Source organism: Bacillus gobiensis (assembly GCF_001278705.1).
GTDB classification, from domain to species: Bacteria; Bacillota; Bacilli; order Bacillales; family Bacillaceae; genus Bacillus; species Bacillus gobiensis.
The window spans coordinates 3,237,813-3,254,643 of the sequence record NZ_CP012600.1; the positions used below are offsets into that span (position 1 = coordinate 3,237,813).

Annotated in this window: 17 protein-coding genes; 8 read left to right on the forward strand and 9 right to left on the reverse strand. The window is 42.1% G+C overall.

Going from position 1 to position 16,831, the window contains the following annotated elements:
* Nucleotides 1–88: 88 nt before the first annotated feature.
* The 4 genes from AM592_RS16255 to AM592_RS16270 form a co-directional block, all read right to left on the reverse strand.
* A complete protein-coding gene (locus tag AM592_RS16255) occupies nucleotides 89–1,123 on the reverse strand; it encodes an NAD-dependent epimerase/dehydratase family protein (RefSeq protein ID WP_053604777.1) in 1,035 nt (344 codons plus the stop codon).
* A gap of 110 nt (nucleotides 1,124–1,233) precedes the next feature.
* The gene (locus AM592_RS16260) at nucleotides 1,234–1,539 is read right to left on the reverse strand and encodes an ArsR/SmtB family transcription factor (protein ID WP_053604778.1); all 306 of its coding nucleotides are present in this window, start codon (nucleotides 1,537–1,539) and stop codon (nucleotides 1,234–1,236) included.
* Between the two features lie 133 nt (nucleotides 1,540–1,672).
* Complete coding sequence (locus AM592_RS16265) at nucleotides 1,673–1,975, reverse strand: DUF4275 family protein (protein ID WP_053604779.1); 303 nt, start codon at nucleotides 1,973–1,975, stop codon at nucleotides 1,673–1,675.
* Nucleotides 1,976–2,043: 68 nt separating this feature from the next.
* Nucleotides 2,044–2,958, reverse strand: coding sequence for an AraC family transcriptional regulator (locus tag AM592_RS16270; RefSeq protein ID WP_053604780.1), 915 nt, complete (start codon nucleotides 2,956–2,958; stop codon nucleotides 2,044–2,046).
* A gap of 284 nt (nucleotides 2,959–3,242) precedes the next feature.
* Between AM592_RS16270 and AM592_RS16275 the strand changes: the two genes are divergently transcribed.
* From AM592_RS16275 to AM592_RS16285, 3 genes are read left to right on the forward strand one after another with little or no spacing between them, the layout of a single operon-like run.
* A complete protein-coding gene (locus tag AM592_RS16275) occupies nucleotides 3,243–3,503 on the forward strand; it encodes an Atu4866 domain-containing protein (RefSeq protein ID WP_053606142.1) in 261 nt (86 codons plus the stop codon).
* A gap of 18 nt (nucleotides 3,504–3,521) precedes the next feature.
* Entirely contained in the window at nucleotides 3,522–4,259 is a 738-nt protein-coding gene (locus AM592_RS16280) for an SDR family oxidoreductase (RefSeq protein WP_053604781.1), read from the forward strand.
* A 19-nt stretch (nucleotides 4,260–4,278) separates the two neighbouring features.
* Nucleotides 4,279–5,454 (forward strand): MFS transporter, encoded by a 1,176-nt coding sequence (locus tag AM592_RS16285; protein ID WP_053604782.1) that lies wholly within the window; start codon nucleotides 4,279–4,281, stop codon nucleotides 5,452–5,454.
* Between the two features lie 399 nt (nucleotides 5,455–5,853).
* On the opposite strand, the gene AM592_RS16290 is transcribed toward AM592_RS16285, so the two are convergent.
* Nucleotides 5,854–6,492, reverse strand: a complete 639-nt coding sequence (locus tag AM592_RS16290; RefSeq protein ID WP_053604783.1) for a TetR/AcrR family transcriptional regulator — start codon at nucleotides 6,490–6,492, stop codon at nucleotides 5,854–5,856.
* A 165-nt stretch (nucleotides 6,493–6,657) separates the two neighbouring features.
* On the opposite strand from AM592_RS16290, the gene AM592_RS16295 reads away from it, so the two are divergent.
* Together AM592_RS16295 and AM592_RS24200 are read left to right on the forward strand one after the other, a co-directional pair.
* Nucleotides 6,658–7,470 carry an SDR family oxidoreductase gene (locus AM592_RS16295; protein ID WP_053604784.1) on the forward strand — a complete coding sequence of 271 codons (813 nt, stop codon included), beginning with the start codon at nucleotides 6,658–6,660 and terminating at the stop codon, nucleotides 7,468–7,470.
* Nucleotides 7,471–7,764: 294 nt separating this feature from the next.
* Nucleotides 7,765–7,905: a hypothetical protein gene (locus AM592_RS24200; protein ID WP_158320316.1), complete on the forward strand. Its 141-nt coding sequence runs from the start codon at nucleotides 7,765–7,767 to the stop codon at nucleotides 7,903–7,905.
* 40 nt (nucleotides 7,906–7,945) lie between these two features.
* Here the strand turns inward: AM592_RS24200 and AM592_RS16300 are convergent, their stop codons facing one another.
* The 4 genes from AM592_RS16300 to AM592_RS16315 form a co-directional block, all read right to left on the reverse strand.
* A complete protein-coding gene (locus AM592_RS16300; RefSeq protein ID WP_082364109.1) occupies nucleotides 7,946–11,077 on the reverse strand; it encodes an alpha-mannosidase in 3,132 nt (1,043 codons plus the stop codon).
* A 19-nt stretch (nucleotides 11,078–11,096) separates the two neighbouring features.
* Nucleotides 11,097–11,921 carry a carbohydrate ABC transporter permease gene (locus AM592_RS16305; RefSeq protein WP_053604786.1) on the reverse strand — a complete coding sequence of 275 codons (825 nt, stop codon included), beginning with the start codon at nucleotides 11,919–11,921 and terminating at the stop codon, nucleotides 11,097–11,099.
* Nucleotides 11,922–11,935: 14 nt separating this feature from the next.
* The gene (locus tag AM592_RS16310) at nucleotides 11,936–12,814 is read right to left on the reverse strand and encodes a carbohydrate ABC transporter permease (protein ID WP_053606143.1); all 879 of its coding nucleotides are present in this window, start codon (nucleotides 12,812–12,814) and stop codon (nucleotides 11,936–11,938) included.
* A 164-nt stretch (nucleotides 12,815–12,978) separates the two neighbouring features.
* On the reverse strand, nucleotides 12,979–14,343 hold the full coding sequence (locus AM592_RS16315) for an extracellular solute-binding protein (protein ID WP_053604787.1): 1,365 nt from the start codon (nucleotides 14,341–14,343) through the stop codon (nucleotides 12,979–12,981).
* A gap of 250 nt (nucleotides 14,344–14,593) precedes the next feature.
* Here AM592_RS16315 and AM592_RS16320 point away from each other — a divergent pair, with 250 nt between their 5' ends.
* The 3 genes from AM592_RS16320 to AM592_RS16330 all read left to right on the forward strand — a co-directional run bounded on the left by AM592_RS16320 (nucleotide 14,594) and on the right by AM592_RS16330 (nucleotide 16,759).
* Nucleotides 14,594–15,679, forward strand: a complete 1,086-nt coding sequence (locus AM592_RS16320) for a GntR family transcriptional regulator (RefSeq protein ID WP_053604788.1) — start codon at nucleotides 14,594–14,596, stop codon at nucleotides 15,677–15,679.
* Between the two features lie 194 nt (nucleotides 15,680–15,873).
* The gene (locus tag AM592_RS16325; protein ID WP_053604789.1) at nucleotides 15,874–16,200 is read left to right on the forward strand and encodes an ArsR/SmtB family transcription factor; all 327 of its coding nucleotides are present in this window, start codon (nucleotides 15,874–15,876) and stop codon (nucleotides 16,198–16,200) included.
* Between the two features lie 34 nt (nucleotides 16,201–16,234).
* Nucleotides 16,235–16,759: an SRPBCC family protein gene (locus AM592_RS16330; RefSeq protein WP_053604790.1), complete on the forward strand. Its 525-nt coding sequence runs from the start codon at nucleotides 16,235–16,237 to the stop codon at nucleotides 16,757–16,759.
* Nucleotides 16,760–16,831: the final 72 nt, after the last annotated feature.

A 16,831-nucleotide genomic window follows, 5' to 3' on the forward strand; every position in this document is an offset into this window, starting at 1 on the left:
TGAGAAATAAATCAATTGGACGAAAGTTACAAATTACTAGGATACAAGTTCTGTTTCATGACGCTACTAATCTACTGGAAATCAAAACTTAAATTAGGCCTGCTTCATCTAATTGATTCTTTTGATCAATCAAAGTGGCTTCAAGGCTTCGATAGTTCATACCCAGATCCTTTATGCTTTTGCTATTGTTTAATTTCAGGCTGTGGCCGACGTTAGTTGAAACGTATTTCCTGGTAAACCCAAGCGTTGGGGCAATAAGCCACATCAATGGCTTTGGTACTTCCCGCTTTGGTAGTGCATATTGATCTGGGAATTTTCCTTCTAATATCTTTGCCATATCAAAAACTGATGCTTCTTTTCCAGAGATGATGTATCTCCCCGAAGCATTTTCCGTAAAGGCAGCAAGTATATGTGCTTTGGCCGTATCCCGAACGTCTACCATACCGAAAAATAATTTAGGCACGCCCGTTTTATATGTGCCTTTTAGTAAATCAAGAATGGTTGAAATACTTGTAGAATCCGCCCGTTTTGTTAATGAGGGTCCTAATATAAAGCTTGGATTGATCGTTACGAGATCCCAGTTATTTTGTTCCTTCTGAATGCTCCAAGCCTCTTTCTCTGCTACTGTTTTCGAATAGTTGTAAGGCTGGTGTTCTACGGAGCTGCTCTCATTCCAATCCTTTTCTGTAAACTCTTGTTTCCCATTCATATCACGATTATCACCATGAACCGCTGCTACACTGCTAGTAAGTATAACTCGTTTTACGGAATCTGCTTTATTTACAGAAAGCAACACATTACGCGTGCCTTCTTTTGCCGGCTTTACTAATTCGTTGTAAGCATCTTTGATACCGCTGAGATAAAAAGGAGAAGCCGTATGGAAGACGAATTCTGTTCCTTCGACGGCTAGATCAAAGCTCCCTTTTTTTAATAGGTCCGCTTCATAAATGAACAAATTCCCTGGAGTCTCTTTCTCGATTTGACGTAAATGCTCGTATTTTTCCTCCTTGCCTTTATCGCGTACTGTAATTCTGACATCATGTCCTTCTTTCAGCAGGTCTTTGACTATCCAAGATGCCAAATATCCTGTACCGCCTGTTACTAACACTGTGGTTTTTTTCATTGCGTTCCCTCTTTCTTTATTCATAATTGATTAAACGTTTAAACACTCAAACTAAAAGTCAATAATGAAACTCAAATCATTTAGGGAAAACCACTTGTCAATCCTTCGTTTTAATTACAATCTGCCTCTATCGTAAGAATGAGTGCTTTTAGCTGCTCTAAGGCAGGTGCAAGCGTGAGGAAGTAATACCGTTTCGTCCCTTGCTGTTCTACAGAAACAAGATGGTTCTGTTTTAGAATTTTCAAATGATGTGAAATGGCCGGTCTCGAAAGCTTTGACTGTTCAGCAATTTCGCTAACCGTCAAGCGTTCCTTCTCTCCCAACAATAATATGATATCTTGCCTATATTCATCGCTAAGGGCTTGAAAAAGAGGGATACACGTCCGGAAATTTTCTATAGCTGCCTTGGAACCCATGGAAACACTCCTATAATTCGATAACTACGTTTAAATGTTTAAACATATTTTAAATCAAAGTACGATTCAAGTCAAAAAATCTGATGCTTAGAGATGTAAGATGTGAATAAACCGGTATAAATAATTTACGGCTCTATTCGTTGTTTTTACGACTAAAGTAAGGACCTAAATAAGACTCATGGGTGTTTACATATGTCCAGGTGAACTTTTTATCTGTGATATAAACATCCCCCTCATTGAAAAGGTCAGCAGCAGTGAGACACGATGCATTTTCGAGGATTAGCGCATACTCCGAGTGCTGATAGAACAAATAACATTCCTTTTTCACTTCTTCATGAAATGCATTATTTGCCTGGTTATCTCGTAAACAACTCTTTTTCTCATAACTAAAAAGATGCCATAAGTAACTACTTTTAAGCAAATCTATTAAATCCATTCATTTCCTCCAAAAATAAATATTATTGCATGGCTGCGGAGTCAAACAACATATTGAAACAAAAACATTCAAGACTCACGAAGCCGCTTGATATCGCTAATCGGCGGCAAACCAAACAGTTTTGAATATTCTCTGCTGAATTGGGATGGACTCTCATAACCGACCTGGAAGCCTGCATTTGCCGCGTCTGCAGTTTCTGAAAGCAGCAGGCGGCGAGCCTCTTGCAGTCTCAACTGTTTCTGATATTGCATTGGACTCATCCCCGTTACTTCTTTAAAGTGATGATGCATCGATGAGGAGCTCATATTTGCAGCTGACGCCAATACATCTATCCGCAAAGGCTCAGCAAAATTTTTCTGTATTAGATCAATTACTTTCGCAATACGCTGTGCATGGCTGCCAATCATTGCCCTTTGCTTTACAGAATCACCGTGTTCATCCATAAGAATCCGGTAAAGAATTTCCCGAATGGCGAGTGGAGCCAGCACGGGAATATCCTCGGGTGCTTCTAACAGCCGAACCAGTCTTATAACGGCATCAAGAAGAGATACATTCGTTTTACTAACAAACAATCCTCGTTCAGAGCTTCCTTTTTCGCCCAATGGTTTATCGGATTCATTCATAATGTCAACTATCTGCTGAAAGTCAAAATCTAATCTGAGGCACAAGTAGGGAGAATGAGAGGTAGCTTGGAGAATCTGCCCGGAAATTGGCAAGTCGACAGAAACAACAAGGTACTGAGAAGGATCATAATAATACCTTTCCTGCGCGAGCATCACTAGCTTTCTCCCTTGAGCGACGATACATAAAGCCGGTTTATGGATTGTATAAATTGGGTCCCCTTTTTTGGAAGCACGAATGAAAGAGAGCGATTGAATTGCCGTCGAATGTATTCCATCCTTGTCAGTAAAACGTTCAATCAACTGCGCTAATTCAATTTGACGTTCGAGATCGTTATATCCCATTTTTGTTTCTCTCGCCATACTAACTCCCCCCATATTAATAGTTAGCTCAATTTTATTTGAGTTTGGAGAATTAGGCAATAATTCAGTATTAATCCTCTACCCCTTAAAAACCATCTTGTTTCATACTTAACTTATCCAAATCCAAGGAGGGTAGAAAGGTGAACTTAATTGCCAGGCGTACAATTCCGTTTTTTCTCATCAGTTTGTTTGCTTTAGAGGCATGTGCAACAAATGAGAATGCATCTCGAGAGAACCGCGAAGAAACAACGGAAAGTAATCCAAACAAAAGAGGAGAAGAAAAAATGGAGTCTCAAAATACTAAGCATCACCCTTATGTCGGAATGTGGGTCACCGCTGACGGATATATCCGCCAAGAACTCCTGCCTAATGGCCGTTATGACGAGGCACGCGGCACGATCAAAAGTGCCTACACTGGGAGCTATACCATTAAAGGAAACCACATTGATTATGTAGATGACACTGGATTTACTGCAGATGGCGAATTTCGCGATGATGTTTTATACCACGCGGGAATGGTTTTTTATCGAGAAAAACATAAATAGCTCACAAGGAGAGAAGACATGTCAAACATATCTGAAAAAGTTGTAGTTATTACAGGTGCAAGCAGTGGGATCGGTGAAGCGACAGCACGTATGCTTGCTCAAAGGGGAGCCCGCGTAGTTTTAGGAGCAAGGAGAACGGATCGATTAGAGGCTCTTGCCTCCGAGATCCGTTCAGAAGGCGGCTTTGCCGATTATCGAGAGCTAGATGTAACAAAAAGAGAGCAAATGGAGGAGTTTATTACATTTACAAAAGATACTTATGGAAGAGTTGATGTGATTGTGAACAACGCCGGTGTTATGCCGCTCTCTCCTCTGGAAGCGCTGAAGGCCGATGAGTGGAATCGCATGATTGACGTGAATATCCGCGGTGTCCTACACGGAATTGCTGCGGGACTGCCGATTATGAAAGAACAAGGATTTGGCCAGTTCATTAACATCGCTTCGATAGGCGCATACAGTGTAACGCCAACAGCAGCAGTATATTGCGCGACGAAGTACGCCGTCCGTGCCATTTCTGAAGGCTTGCGTCAGGAGGTTGGCGGCGACATTCGCGTAACACTTGTGTCACCCGGAGTTACCGAATCAGAGCTTGCTGACAGTATTTCTGACGACGAGGCCCGACAGAGAATGGTTGAATATCGCCGCATTTCAATTCCGGCTGACGCCATTGCGAGTTCGATCTTATATGCCGTCGAGCAGCCGGCTGAAGTCGATGTGAACGAGATTATTGTGCGGCCAACGGCAAGTTCCGCTTAATACAAGGGAGGGAACTTTTATGGATAAAAGAATACTTATTTTGGCGTTCGCATCCTTTGTCGTAGGTACAGTAGAGCTTGTCATTGGGGGTATTTTAGACATGATTGCTACAGACCTCCAAGTACCAGTTGGGATAGTTGGTCAACTGGTCACCGTCTACTCACTTGTATTCGCTTTTGGATCTCCTGTACTCATCGCTTTAACGTCAAAAGTGGAACGACGGAAATTATTAATAATAGCAATGCTTGTCTTTTTTACCGGAAATATGATCTCAATGCTTAGTCCGAATTTCACCATACTTTTGATTACAAGAGTTATTCTGGCTGCAAGCTGTTCACTAGTCGTTGTTCTTTCGATAACTTTAGCTGCGAATGTAGTTGCTCCCGAATTAAGAGGTCGAGCGATTGGCATTATCTTCATGGGAATCAGTGCATCTTTGGTGCTAGGAGTACCTTTAGGAACATTAATTGGTGAACAATGGGGCTGGCGCACGACATTTGCACTGGTTGCCGCCCTCACCTTGATCGTTTTGTTATGTATTGTTCGTTTTTTACCCAAAGTTGCACCGCAACCAACGATAAGTTTGCGGGAACAGCTTCGGACCCTGAAAAATCCGAAGATCGTTTCCGCACATGCCATTTCGATTTTACAGATGACCGGGCAATTTACAATCTATGCCTATATTACGCCGTTTCTACACGATACGATGAATTTATCAACTTCAATGATTAGTTTTATTTTGCTGGTGTATGGGTTAGCAGGAATTGCAGGAGGTTGGATTGGCGGCTTGGCATCGGATAAACTCGGGGCCAGAAAAACTATTTTTATTACTCTTCTGTTACACGCAACAGCAATACTTTTACTGCCATTGGCTACAATTTCCTTGATCAGTTTACTTATCGTGGTCGTTGTTTGGTGTACATTTAATATGGCACCGAGCCCTGCAATCCAAAGCTATTTGATAAAATCGGCTCCGGAATCTACGGATATTCAATTAAGTTTCAATACTTCCTCTTTGCATATCGGGGTGGCTTTAGGATCTGCAATTGGCGGTTTAATTGTGAATCAATATCCTGTCACCATAAATGCCTGGGTAGGGGGATTCATTGTGATTTTGGCTTTTTTTTCAGCAGCTTACTCTTTTACGAGGAAAAGTATGAGCTCAGTAGAAATATGTGATTTAGCTAATCGCTAGAATTAAGCGGCAGACTAGAATAAAGTTTCCCATATTATGATCTGCCGCATTTCCTATGCTGTCATATAAGAAGAACGAATGGCATTAAACTGATCGGGTAAACTATGTCTAAGTGACACCTTTACATAGGGTGACGATAGAGCATGAGGTTTCACACATTGAAAAAGAGGAGGGTCAATCCATGGAAAAAGACAATAACCGCAGTCTCACCGAAAAAAACTCAGATGCATTTGTACATGTTATTTGAAAATTTTAAAGCTTACCATTTAAACAATTCTTTAGAGGCCATTAACACCATACCAAGAATTAAAGGGTGTTAATGGCCTCTAATCTTTGTACTCACAAATTTTCACTTAAGTCCAGTAAGAAGGATTTTGTCCTTTAAAAGACGTTCAGCGCTTATGTGATTGTCGATAGGGTTTGAACAATCTCTTTCTCAATAACTGAATCATTAACTGTATTGAGATATTCCGGTTTAAACAGCTGATACTTTTTCATTTGATAAAAGTCCATAAGTGCTTGTTTTAAGGTAAGATCATACTTTATGGAAAATGAAGGTACCATGATGCGACGAAGGACAGCATCATCTTGAACCATAAACAACACAGCATTTATCCGGTTAAATATCCCCTGATTCATACCGGCTTTAAAGAAAGACTCTAGGTTTTTAATACGATTTTGCTGGGCAGACACAAGGTTTTCAAACAAATATGGATAGGATTCTTTAAGATCAATTAAAAACAAATCAGATACATAGATAACACATTTCAATGAATGTTCAAACGTTTTTTGGAAACGCTCGGCAAATGAAAAATTTTCATCTTGTACAATGGTATCTGCTTCATCGAGGTAGTTAATATAATGCGCTACGACTACCTCTATGATCTCGTCTCTCGTTGAAAAATTCTTATAAAGTGTTCCTTTACTAATATCCATACACCTTGCGATATCATCTATTGTCAGTTGACTAAACCTGGTTTTTCTTATAATTGGTTTGATCTTTTCGATGTATTTGTCAGTACTTGCTGATTTTTTCACAAGAATAAGCCTCCTTTCTTTACATACACCATTATATCGAATTATTGTACAAAATAAACAATATAAGAAAAAGAAACGCACTATACTAAATAAGTAATTTTAGTTTACTTTGTTTATTTTGTGTTATATACTTTTTGCGAAGAATCAAACAAGGAGGGGATAAAGATGAAGACGATTTTAATTACAGGAGCTTCTTCGGGTATTGGAAGAGCAACTGCCAACTATTTTTCAGAGCGGGGATGGAATGTGGTGGCTACCATGCGGTCTCCAGAGAAAGAAACGGAATTAAATCGATTGGATTGTGTCTTGGTGACAAAGCTAGATGTCGAGCGAAAAGCAACGATTCAAGATGCTATCACAAAAGGAATTGAACATTTCGGTAAAATTGATGTCCTGCTGAATAATGCGGGTTATGCTGCATTTGGCCCTTTTGAAGCTGCGACTGATGTTCAGGTCAAAAAGCAATTTGATGTGAATGTGTTTGGTGTTATGAATTCAACCAAAGCCATTCTGCCCCATTTCAGAACGAACAAGGCAGGAATGATTATTAATTTATCGTCTATTGGTGGACGTGTTGCCTTTCCACTTATATCCCTCTACCATGCGAGCAAGTGGGCAATTGAAGGATTTTCGGAATCACTTTACTATGAACTAGCAACTCAAAATATTAAGGTAAAAGTGATAGAGCCTGGAAACATTGCCACGGACTTTACAGGTCGATCCTTGGAATTGATAATGGATGAATCCTTGGAAGTGTATAAAACCTATCATGAAAAGGTACTTCAAAAGCAAATGGAAAGTTTTCAGACCAACGTCTCTACACCGGAACTCGTGGCTAAGGTGATTTATGAAGCCGCAATAGATCAAACAGAGCGTTTTCGATATCTTGCAGGTGAAGATGCAAAATTTCTGGAGAACAAAAGAAAGGAATCATCGGATGATGAATTTATGAAGTTTATTACTAGTAACTTTAGATGAGACGTGGATAAGCTCTATGATCGACAGATGTTCATTTCCTATAATACGAAACCAGTTAACGCAAGTAGTTATTAAAGAAAAGACCGCACTTGTTGAAAAGGAACGTAAATTGGACCATACATATTTAGTAAGAACTAATATGTATGGTCTATTATTTGTTATTCACGCAAAATAGTATAAAAAAGGTGTGAAATAAATATAAAAGTTACAAAAGCAGCCTATATAAGGAATTCTTTTTCATGAATCGGTAAAAATATAACCGAACATTTCACAGTACCTGAGGAGGGTCAATCCATGGAAAAAGACAATAACCGCAGTCTCACCGAAAAAAACTCAGATGTTAATGCGAAATTTACCAGCGCTGCAACCGATGATTTAGCGAAAAAACAACAGTCAGATCTAAGGAGAAATTTGAACAGCGATCAAAATAAATAAGAATGAGGCCGACTCTGTTTTAGGTGTCGGCCTCTCCTTTTTACTCCCCTCTATAGATCCGCACGGTTTTCACCTCATAAGGTGTTACCGTTAACTTGATAGGACCTGCCTTTTTCTCCTCTGCTGTGCCTCGTTCCTGAAGATCGCATTCCAGCCAGCCATCATACTGAAAGGCAGGTGTGATCGTGACGTCCTGTGTTCCGCCGGCAAATTCATGAAAGCGAATAATGAGATCCTCGTTGTCTTCTGCTTTTTTCACTGCATCCAAGTGGAGAAATGGATGATTGATGGCAAAGAGCTGCTGATTTCCTTTCGCAAACCCTTCTGAAACTGTAAAGGGGTGATTCAGCTTCCATGCTTCCTTTACCGTTTCCGCTTCGACCCAGCTGTTTGCGTGCGGGTATAAAGAATAAGTAAAGTGATGATTTCCTTGATCCTGCATAAAATCCGGCGCTTTTGCCGATTTAATTAGAGACAGGCGGATGACGTGATCCTTAATGTCGTGGCCGTATTTACAGTCATTGAGCAGGCTGACTCCGTAGTTCTGTTCAGAAAAATCGACCCACTGATGGGCAACCGTTTCAAACTTTGCCATATCCCATGACGTATTCCAATGGGTCGGCCGCTTCACATTGCCAAATTGAATATCATAGGTAGCCTGCGTAGCCCTGATTCTGACAGGGAAAGCGACCTTCAAGAGCTGCTGCTGCTCGTGCCAATCGACATGAGTGGAGAAATCTATCACTTTCCGGTTTTTATAAAAAATCATTTCTTGCGTGATGGTTGACTTCCCGTAGCGCCAGCTGGCTTCAATTGAAACTTGCAGAGCACCCGCTTTTTTCAGCTTGAAATCCTCGAGATTTGAAACCTCGGTCATTTTGTCTTGATAGTAAATATCAATATCCCAGGCATCAAATTCGAGCGGCTTATCCTCAAATATCTGAAATACATTTCCTTTTTCATTTTCAGCAAGCACATGTCTGCCGGCTTCTTTATCAAATAGAGACTGGATTTGTCCTTGCTCATTAAATTCCACTCGATAAAACTGTGTTTCGAGCACTTGCTCCTCAAAGTCAAACCAGTCGGCGGCAAGAGGCTTCCTGTTCTGTGAAGGCTGCAGTTCGATTTGTTTCCAGCCGGTTTCCGGTACCTGCTTCACTTCAACAAGCCAGCTGTTATCCTTTTTCTGAGCTGTTAGTTCATTTCCTGCTTCATCCACCCATGTGCCTTCCTCGTCTGTTTGAACCTCAACGATTCCATCCAGCAACCAGCTTGATGAATTATAAATCGTCCATGCTCGACCCTTACGTTCTGTTAATGCAAGAACAGCATCATGAAGCAGTTGATCGACCGTTTCTTCAGCTTCCTCGTATTCTTTTTTGGAATCCTCATATACCTCCCGGATAGAGGAGCCCGGAATAATATCATGGAACTGATTTCGTAAAAGCGTCCGCCAGCTTTCCTCCAGCCGGGTCGTTGGATAGGTCTCCCAACCTCCCAAGGATACAGCTTTCCAAACATGCATAAACTCTGTTTCTCTCAGCTTTAATTCAAGAAGACGGTTCATTTTTTTATTGTATGCCTGGCTCGTATATGTACCGCGGTGGTACTCAAGGTACAGCTCACCATCCCACGTCGGCACAAACTCTGATGTTTCCTTTACCTGTTTGTTCAATTCCTCAAAATACGGACGGACGTTTCCGGTTTTTACATGAGGAAGACCTGGCATCTTATCCAAGCGACGCCGCATTTCCAGCATGGTCCGATTGACGCCCCCGCCCCCGTCGCCATAGCCGTATGATAGCAGCAATTCCTTTGCGAGCTCCTTATTCTTGTAGTTATCCCACGTTCCCGTTACCGTAGTAGGAAGGATTTGTCCATTATACGTGGCAAACCAGGAATTTTCAGGGCTTCCCGGGTCAGGCGTCGTTATAAATTGTGTCAAAACCTCACTTCCGTCGATCCCTCTCCATGTAAAGGTGTCGTTCGGCATCCGGTTGAACTGATTCCAGCTAATCTTTGAGGTTAAAAACGTGTCAATGCCAGATTTCTTTAAAATTTGCGGCAGAGCCCATGAATATCCGAAGACATCAGGCAGCCACAAGTAATGAACGTCTTTCCCAAACTCATTCTTAATGAACTTGCTGCCTTCGAGGATTTGGCGGACAAGCGATTCTCCAGACGGAAGGTTACAGTCGGCCTCAAGCCACATCGCCCCGTCAACTTCCCAGACTCCTTCATCAATCCTTCGCTTCATCTCTTCATAAAGCTCCGGAAAGTCCTTTTTGACGTAAGCGTAAAGCTGCGGCTGGGTTTGCAGGAATATATAATCCGGGTACTTTTCCATCAGCCTCAGCACCGTAGAAAATGAACGGCCTGCTTTTTCTCTCGTATGCTTGAGACGCCAGAGCCAAGCGACATCAATATGCGTATGTCCGATACAGCGGATCGTTACGTCTGAATGCTTTTCCAGCTGGTCTATTTCCGCTTGTAAAAAATCATTCGTACGATAAACTGAGTGATAAAAAGGATCCGATCCGGGCTCTTTCCAGTCTATGATGCGAAAGGCTTTATCCAAAAGGGACAAAAGCTTCACCCGTTCAGGAGAGTGATCCTGCAGCACTTTTATCGTTTCCAGCATCGCATAGGCCGTATAATAGAGGTCGTCTGTCTGTTCGTCCAAGATCGCAATTTCTGCCTGGGCGATTTTATGCTCCTGATCCTTCCGCTCGCCTCCCCCCTCTAAACCGGACCAAAGCCTGAAGGCTAAATAAATTGGCGAATCGCTCCATTCTTTTTCAAAAAACAATTCCTTGTGGTTCGAATCGATCGCCTGATACATCTTTCCGTTCACATACAATTGCGATTCAAAACCGGAATTGCCCCCCTCCCCTGTTTTTCCGAAGTCAAAAAGACCGACAACCGTATCTTCTGCCCATTCTTTCGGAATAGTGATTTCTTTTGCAAGCCAAAGATAACGATCTCTTCCTTGCCAATAGCTTCCCACGTTAATCGTTTCCTTAAAATCAGAAGGCTCAGGCACCTTTGGGGCAACTAAAGCTTCTTCATCTTCTTTTGAAAAAAAGACCTCAAGGCTTCTCCGCTCGCGATAGCGGTGCTGTTCAAGTTCTTCAATTCTTTTCTCGATTTGTTTTTTCTTTAAAAAAGACATCTGTATTCCCCTTTCACATTTATCCCTTTGTTGCTCCTCCTAAGCTGAATCCCTTGGACATGTATTTTTGCGAAAAACTGTAAAGGACGATGGACGGCAGGGTATAAAGCAGGGAAAAGGCCGCTAATTTTCCATACTCCACCATGCCATAGCTTCCGAAAAACTGATACAGTGTGACTGATGCAGGCAGCTTCTCCTGCGTTTGCAAAAGAATGTAAGGTACGAAGAAATTCCCCCAGCTTCCTGTGAAGGTGAAAATCGCAATCGTAAAAATTCCGGGAAGCATGAGCGGAGCAACTATCTTTCGCAGTCCGGTAAGTACAGAAGCCCCGTCCACCCATGCCGATTCTTCAAGCTCAAGCGGAACTGAATCCATGAAGTTTTTCATCATCCAGATTCCATACGGCAGAGCCGACGCCGCTAAAAACAACGTCGTAGCTAAAATGGAATCCTGCAGCCGTAAAAACAAAAACAATTGATACACAGGTACCATAACCGCTGTAATCGGAAGTGCTGTCATAAACAAAATCGAAAGCAAAAACGATTTCTTATATTTTAATCGATACCTGGATAATGGATACGCCGCAAGTCCCGCGACGAGAACAACAATTGCCGCCTGGCCTAGTGAAATAAACAGGCCGATGGCAAAGGATCGCAGGTTCGCAGGATCTAACAGGATGGAGCTGTAATTTTCAAGCGTCACTTTTTCAGGAAGCTTAATGGCCTGCCCGGCATGCAAATCTACTGATGACAGAAGGATCCACAACAACGGAAGCAGAAAACAGAGCGCAAGAAAAACAAGAATGACATAATGAACGGCTTTCTCCTTTTTTGATATCCTCATATGAATTTCTCCTTTTAAAGTTTCACCTTCATCGAGCGCATATAAAGCAAGCTGGCGATAATGCCAATGACCAGCAAAACAAGGGAGATTGCAGTTCCATAGCCAAATTGATAATTAACAAATGCTTGGTTATACATAAAAATTGGCAGGATTTGCGTAGAATTTCCCGGACCTCCGCCTGTCATCGTATAAATCAGCGTAAATACGCCCAATGTCTGCAAGGTTACAAGCATCATATTCGTCACTATTGAACCCTTCACCAGCGGCAAAGTAATTTTGCTGAAAATTTGAAAGCGAGAGCCTCCATCGATAACTGCCGCTTCCTGAATGCTTTTCGGCACATCATCCAAGGCAGATTGAAACACCATCATCGAAAAGGCTGTCCCATGCCAAATATTTGCGATGACCACACTCACCATTGGAAAAGAAAAGAGCCATGATACGGAGGTGAGGCCAAAAGTCTGCAGGATCGTATTCAATGTTCCATCATCACTTAAGAAAGCCACCCAGCAAAACGCAACGACGATTTCAGGCGTCACCCAGCCGGCGATCACAATCATTCCGACCCAGCGGCGGAATGTTATGTTTTTCTCTTTCATAAGAACAGCAAGAATTAATCCGAGCAGCACCTGGCCGATGACTGCGGAAAAAAATAAAAAGACGAGGGTGCGATAGACACTGATGCGAAACTCGGGATCTTGAAACATATTGACGAAGTTTTGAAAGCCTACAAATTGAATGTTCGCAGCATCAGCCCCGGTTAAAGATAAATTCGTAAAAGAAAAGCCAAACGTCAGGAGAACCGGTGTGATAAAAAACAGCAGCAAAAGGATCCAAGAAGGCAGTAAGAAAAAAATTGCTTTTCTGCTTTCATGATTTCTATTCCGTTTCATGACAATAGGGCTTGTTTTCAAATCGGGGGATGGAATTCCCATCTTCTTTTCCCCCTTCCAACAATTAAAAATAAACGATTCATGATTCTTAGCATCACCTTTCGCTAATCCTCCATAAAAAGCAGGAGGGGACTAGAATGTCCCTCCACTGATTGAAGAATATTCTACTTGACTTCAATGTTCTCCTTTCCGACTACTCTTTCGACTCCGCTCTTATATTGCTGTACTGCCTTCTCAGGAGTCAGCTTGCCGGTCGCCACCGCTTCGACAACTGTTTGGATCTGTGTTGAAACAGCTGGATACTTGTCATTCGCCGGACGGAACTGAGCTGCCTTCAAATATTCTTGAGCTTCCTTTGCGAACGGGCGGTTTATATATTCCTCTACCTCAACGGCATCCTTCCGTGTATTTAAATTCCCATCCTGGAGCGTACGGTTGACGCTATTCTCTTTTTCCATCAAAAACTGAATAAACTCCCATGCTTCTTCCTTAAGATCTGATTTCTCAGAAATTGACCAAGCCCATCCGCCGGACATGGTGATTGTTCCCGGCTCCTGTCCGTTTTGGGTCGGCATCGGGGCAAAGCCGATTTTTTCCTCGACGTTTTCAATCGGCGCAGGTCCATTCTCCGTCCAACGTCCCGCATTCCAGCTTCCATCTAATCCAATCGCCAATTTACCTTCAGGCATCAGCTTTTCAAACGCGATATTCCCTGACTGTCCGCTCATAACGACCGACAACTCAGGTCCAACTTTATCTTTATTAAACACTTGGTCGATAAAGGCAAATGAATCTTGCAGCCCTTTACTGTCTACCACCCACTTTTTTGACTGCTCATTATATAATGTGTCACCTGTCCCGTAGAGCAGCATTTCCAGTGTTTGCATCGAAACAGCTTCACCATTCGCCCTGCCGACTTGCATTAACAGCGGATTGACATCCGGGACTTTATTTTTCACAGTCCGGGCTGCAGCCAAAATATCCTCCCAATTTTTCGGCTGCCACGGAACTGGCAGGCCTGCTTTTTTGAAAATTTCTTTGTTGTACCAAAGCCCTCTTGAATCGGATGTAGCCGGCACTCCGTATACCTTCCCATCTTCTGCAGTGACACCTGTTTTTAAATTGTCGATGATTTGCTCCCATCCGTCCCACTTAGAAACAAGATCGTCGATGGACGCGAGATAACCGGCATTGGCATCCGAGTTCAGCATAAATGTATCCTCTGCCACGACATCAGGGGCAGTACTTGAGGATTTCATCTGAAGCGCTACTTTGGAAAAGTAATCACCTTCACTTGCAGTAATCGGAGTAATTTTCACGTCAATATCCGAATGCTCCTTTTCAAATTCCTCTAAAACATCTGAATCAAAATATTTCATTAGCGGATCCTCAGAACCGGCAGATCGAAAGACGACAGTAACCGTCTTTTTGTCCCCTTCTTTTGAATTTGATGCACTGGAGCAAGAAGTCGAAAGCATTAGAACACCAATCAGCACCGCTGCAAACCAAACAAACTTCCTTTTTGTCATTCCGTGAACCCCCTTAGTACACTTTTTCACACGAGATCATAAAGAATGTTGTAAGCGCATTCAATTTGAGTTTCATAGATTGGTAAATCTGTTGCTATTATATAATGGCCCTAATTGATATGTAAACATATACTTTTTATTTCACTCTTTTTAATCATTGATAAACAGGCATTTCTCACGATTGTTATTCTAAAATTTCTATGCTACGCTGAAATTGGATATATCAATTCATAAAGAAAGTGAGATCTTCATGTCTAAATCATTATATAAGAACCTTTATGAACAAATTAAACAGGATATTCTTAATGGCACCTATAAAACAGGTGAGCAAATTCCTTCTGAGCTGGACCTGGCTTCTGCCTACGGCGTGAGCCGAATCACGAGTAAGAAGGCACTTGAAATGCTTGCAGCTGAAGGAATTGTCGAACGTCATGTAGGCCGGGGAACTTTTGTAAAAAACCAAACAACCATAAATCAGAATTCATCTTCACAAAAAGTGATTGGTCTGGTGATGGTTAGTATGACTGAGCATTACGGAACAGAAATCGTCTCTGCCATTGAAGCCTTTGCTGCGGGAAAATGCATGGTCGTTCTTCGCTTAACCTACGGAATTCCGGAAAAAGAGGATGAGGCCATTAAAGAGCTAATGGAATTTGGAGTAGACGGACTCATTGTATTCCCCGCTAAATCAGAATATATAAGCGAACGCATCCTTCAGCTTGTCATCTCCCAGTTCCCTATCGTCGTCGTCGACCGGACAATCAATGGAATTAACATGGCATCCGTTAGAACGGATAATTCAAGGGCCGTCCAAGCCGGTCTGGAATATCTGACTTTTTTGGGACATAAACATATTGCCATCCTGTCCCCCTCGCTACAATCGAATAATGTCCTTGAAGAAAGATCAAAAGCGGTCATTCAATTCAGCGCTGACCGAGGTATTTTTTTTCAAAGAAAGCACTGGCTGACTTCCATTCATGGAGATAGCGGAATCCCTGAGGAGGAAGCAGAAAAAATCCTTCGCCACCTAAGACAGTATCCGGAGATATCCGCCATTTTCGCCTTCGAATACCCGATTGCCTTACTTGCTGCAGAAGCAATTAAACGACAATCGAAGCATCTCGCCGAAGACATTGATTTAATCTGCTTTGACAGCCCGCCCACTATGTTCGGCCAGCCTCCGTTCACTCATCTCCGCCAAAACGAAAAGGCGTTGGGCGAAACAGCACTTGCAACATTGCTGAACCTAATGAATCAGGAAGAAGCAGAAAATAAAATATCGATTCGCGCAGAGCTTATCGTCGGGCAATCGACGAGAGGAAAAAAAGTAGACTGACTATAGGTTGTTTTTTTATTATTCTTATCATCTTAAAATCTTTTGGTTAAAATAAAACAGAAGCAGGCATTATGCTGCTTCTTTATTTTTCAAGATATAGAGCTCCTCGTTCACCGTATACATCGGAATCCTCAATATACCTTGACAAGAATATTCCGAAATGGTTATATTTAAAGTGAAAGGAGAAAAGTTATATGGGCGTAAAAATCACAACAACTATGAATGCACTGGCCGAGCCCAACCGACTACACATTGTCGAACTTTTGCGTGAAGGTCCTCTCACTGTAGGGGAAATTGCTGAACGCCTTGGTCTCCTCCAGCCACAAACTTCCAAGCATCTCCGCATACTAAATGAATCCGGACTTGTCGAGGTGCAACCGGTTGCTAATCGGCGCATCTACAAGCTACGGCAGCAGCCATTCCAAGATCTAGATCATTGGCTGGAATCTTTTCAAGGTGCATGGCAAGAAAGATTTGATCGATTGGATGATTATTTGAGTGGGTTGCCGAAAAAAGACTGACAATCCCTCGAAAAAAATGACTGGAGGAAGGGAAATGTCCGAAAACAAAGTGAAAAACAGTTTTACTACGAACGTAGAAGGACGAGTACTTGTTATGGAGAGGATCTTTAATGCACCGCGAACTCTCTTATTCGAAGTGTTTTCAGACCCTGAACATTTGGCCAACTGGTGGGGACCAAGAGGATGGCAAACAGAAAATCGTAAATTTGAGTTTAAGCCTGACGGCGTATGGCTTTATTGCATGCGTTGCACAGATGAGAACCAAGGAGAATTTTTCGGCCAGGAATCTTGGGGAAAAGCTGTATATCATGAGATAATCGTCCCCGAAAAAATTGTCTATACTGATCAGTTTGTAGATGAGGATGGCCAACCCGTCGGCGGGATGCCAGAGATTAAGATAACAATGGAATTCATTGAACTTGAAGATAAAACGAAACTTATTACACGTTCTGAATTCACTTCAATCGAGAATCTTAAGCAAGTAATGGATATGGGCGTCGTCCAAGGATTTGCTTCACAGTTCGACCGCCTCGACGATTTACTAGAAGAACTTCAGTAATAGACCATAAGCAAACAATTGAGGTTGACTCTTTTTTGATGTCAGCCTTTTTATATTTTTATTCTGTAATGT

Coding starts and splice junctions, on each gene's coding strand:
- AM592_RS16255 (WP_053604777.1), bottom strand. CDS start 1,123: ATGAAAAAAACCACAGTGTTAGTAACAGGCGGTACAGGATATTTGGCA.
- AM592_RS16260 (WP_053604778.1), bottom strand. CDS start 1,539: ATGGGTTCCAAGGCAGCTATAGAAAATTTCCGGACGTGTATCCCTCTT.
- AM592_RS16265 (WP_053604779.1), bottom strand. CDS start 1,975: ATGGATTTAATAGATTTGCTTAAAAGTAGTTACTTATGGCATCTTTTT.
- AM592_RS16270 (WP_053604780.1), bottom strand. CDS start 2,958: ATGGCGAGAGAAACAAAAATGGGATATAACGATCTCGAACGTCAAATT.
- AM592_RS16275 (WP_053606142.1), top strand. CDS start 3,243: ATGGAGTCTCAAAATACTAAGCATCACCCTTATGTCGGAATGTGGGTC.
- AM592_RS16280 (WP_053604781.1), top strand. CDS start 3,522: ATGTCAAACATATCTGAAAAAGTTGTAGTTATTACAGGTGCAAGCAGT.
- AM592_RS16285 (WP_053604782.1), top strand. CDS start 4,279: ATGGATAAAAGAATACTTATTTTGGCGTTCGCATCCTTTGTCGTAGGT.
- AM592_RS16295 (WP_053604784.1), top strand. CDS start 6,658: ATGAAGACGATTTTAATTACAGGAGCTTCTTCGGGTATTGGAAGAGCA.
- AM592_RS24200 (WP_158320316.1), top strand. CDS start 7,765: ATGGAAAAAGACAATAACCGCAGTCTCACCGAAAAAAACTCAGATGTT.
- AM592_RS16300 (WP_082364109.1), bottom strand. CDS start 11,077: ATGTCTTTTTTAAAGAAAAAACAAATCGAGAAAAGAATTGAAGAACTT.
- AM592_RS16305 (WP_053604786.1), bottom strand. CDS start 11,921: ATGAGGATATCAAAAAAGGAGAAAGCCGTTCATTATGTCATTCTTGTT.
- AM592_RS16310 (WP_053606143.1), bottom strand. CDS start 12,814: ATGAAACGGAATAGAAATCATGAAAGCAGAAAAGCAATTTTTTTCTTA.
- AM592_RS16315 (WP_053604787.1), bottom strand. CDS start 14,343: ATGACAAAAAGGAAGTTTGTTTGGTTTGCAGCGGTGCTGATTGGTGTT.
- AM592_RS16320 (WP_053604788.1), top strand. CDS start 14,594: ATGTCTAAATCATTATATAAGAACCTTTATGAACAAATTAAACAGGAT.
- AM592_RS16325 (WP_053604789.1), top strand. CDS start 15,874: ATGGGCGTAAAAATCACAACAACTATGAATGCACTGGCCGAGCCCAAC.
- AM592_RS16330 (WP_053604790.1), top strand. CDS start 16,235: ATGTCCGAAAACAAAGTGAAAAACAGTTTTACTACGAACGTAGAAGGA.